The sequence below is a fragment of the Candidatus Contendobacter odensis Run_B_J11 genome (genome assembly GCF_000531125.1).
GTDB classification, from domain to species: domain Bacteria; phylum Pseudomonadota; class Gammaproteobacteria; order Competibacterales; family Competibacteraceae; genus Contendibacter; species Contendibacter odensensis.
Map to the genome: position 1 here is coordinate 1 of NZ_CBTK010000021.1, position 2194 is coordinate 2194.

Sequence of the window (2194 nt, forward strand, 5' to 3'; positions counted from 1 at the left end):
CAGCCACGGCTCGCGCAGGTCCTGGCGTTCGGTCGGGAGTGGCAACCGATGGGCCAGCTCCACCGTATTCGGGGTCTGCGCCTCGAGCCTCGCCCCCACCGCCAAGGCCACCTTCGTCACCACGGTTTTGCGCAGCTGCGGGTGAGCTTCGCGCAACCCCCGTTCGATTTCCGTCGCCAATTGCCGAACCGTTCCCATCAGCCCCTCGCAATCTCAGTTAAACTCGCCAGATAGCCTAATTCAAAACTGATAGGTGGTGAGAGGTTCCAGTAACCGGTGGTGATTAAACCAAGCCACCCATTCCAGTGTGGCGAGTTCGACCGCCTCCCGGTTCTTCCAAGGCGCCCAGCGGTGGATCAGTTCCGCCTTGTACAGGCCGTTGATGGTCTCGGCTAAGGCGTTGTCATAGCTGTCACCACGGCTGCCCACCGAAGGTTCGATCCCGGCCTCGGCGAGGCGCTCCGTGTAGCGGATGGAGACGGACTGCGACCCTCTGTCACTATGATGCACCAGGGTACCCGAGCGTTCCGGTTGCCGGGCGTATAGGGCTTGTTCCAGTGCATCCAAAACGAAGTCTGTTCGCATGGAAGTACTGACCCGCCCGCCCACGATGTAGCGCGCGAAGACGTCGATCACAAACGCCACCTACAGCCAGCCCTGCCAGGTCGAGACCTAGGTGAAGTCGGACACCCACAACGGATTGGGACGGTCGGCCTTGAATGGCCGGTTCACCCGGTCGAGCGGACACGGAACGGCCTGATCCGGAACCGTGGTTCGTACCCCCTTGCCGCGCCGGACGCCTTCCAGCCCCAAACGCTTCATGAGCCGCTCGACCGTGCAGCGGGCGACTCGGAGGCCTTCGCGGTTCAACGGGCGCCCAACCTTGTCGGCCCCATAGACCTGCCTGTTGGCCTGCCATACCCGCTGAATCTCCGGCATCAGGAGGTCATCGTGCTGGGCACGCGCACTGCGCAGGGCCGGGTTCTGCCGCTGGGCGGCATGGCGCCAATCGCCGGACGGGGCGACCTGCATCACCTTGCCGAGCGGCTCGACCCCGTGAGTATCGCGGTGCGGGTCGATGAATTCGGTCAGGACTTGAGTCGGCGGTCGAGCTCCGCCTGGGCGAAAAACGCGCTGGCCAGTTTCAGAATCTCGTTGGCGCGACGCAGCTCCTTGACCTCGCGTTCCAGGGCCTTGAGGCGTTCGCGTTCATCACGGGTGACGCCATCATGCCTACCCGTGTCGATCTCCTGCTTCCGGACCCCTTCATGCAGGGTTTGCGGAACGCAGCCGATCTTCGGGGCCATCGATTCAATAGCGGCCCATAGCGATGGATACTCGCCTCGGTGCTCCTGCACCATGCGGACTGCGCATTCGCGGACTTCGGGTGAATACTTCGGTGTGATCTTCTTGCTCATCATGGCTCCATCTTCTCAGAGTGAAGGAGCCTCCTCAAAACCCGGGGCGATTCAATACAGCTCAGATGAACGATCCCGCTTTCGTCGAAGAACTGAAAGCGTGGATTCGCTTCGGCGACGACGAGGCGGTCAGAACTGGGGATGGGCTGTTCGCTCGGTCATCTGGCAATCCATCCGTTCCAAGGTGGTTGGGAAGTCTGCTCTTTGATCTGTTTTTCACGACGAAGAGCGAGAACGACAAGTATGCGACGCACATTCGCAGTTCCGCCGGGATTGCGATTTTCATATCGGAAGCGAACGATAAAGTTCATTGGGTTGAAGCGGGACGCTGTTACGAGCGTTTCGCCTTGCAGGCGGCGACGTTGGGCATCCGCAATGCGTTCCTGAATCAGCCGGTCGAGGTTTCGGTGCTGCGTCCGCAATTCGCAAACGCCCTCGGAATTGGCAGCCAAAGACCCGACCTCGTTGTGCGCTTTGGTCGGGGGCCAGAGATGCCCCGGTCGTTGCGACGTCCGGTTCAAGCAGTGCTGGCATGAACCATTGGAAATCTGGTAGTCCTGCACATGTAGTGATGTAAAAATCATTTAGTTGCGTAGAATCAGGCACGAAGTATCCGATGAAAAATAGATCTTCTGGTGGTCCGCGTTATGATCAATCAAGCACTTGGAGAAGATTTTGCTTCGGATACTTCCTCACCGCTTACAAAGTAAAGCCAACTCAACTACTACCGGCTGGAAGCCGGTAGGTTGAAATCTAGGCTGGAAGCCGCGAAGCAC

The 2194-nt window shown here is 59.5% G+C and carries 3 pseudogenes and 1 other annotated feature; of the pseudogenes, 1 reads left to right on the forward strand and 2 read right to left on the reverse strand.

The annotated features are described in order from the left end of the window. Both BN874_RS25290 and BN874_RS01275 read right to left on the reverse strand, forming a co-directional pair. Positions 1-198: pseudogene (locus tag BN874_RS25290) on the reverse strand (hypothetical protein); the annotation flags it as partial. A 2-nt stretch (positions 199-200) separates the two neighbouring features. After that, positions 201-1418, reverse strand: a pseudogene (locus BN874_RS01275) (IS3 family transposase); the annotation flags it as partial. Beyond that, positions 1018-1134, reverse strand: a sequence feature (AL1L pseudoknot). Its footprint overlaps the pseudogene before it by 117 nt. 53 nt (positions 1419-1471) lie before the next feature. Here BN874_RS01275 and BN874_RS01285 point away from each other — a divergent pair. Further along, a pseudogene (locus BN874_RS01285) lies at positions 1472-1954 on the forward strand (Acg family FMN-binding oxidoreductase); the annotation flags it as partial. Positions 1955-2194: the final 240 nt, after the last annotated feature.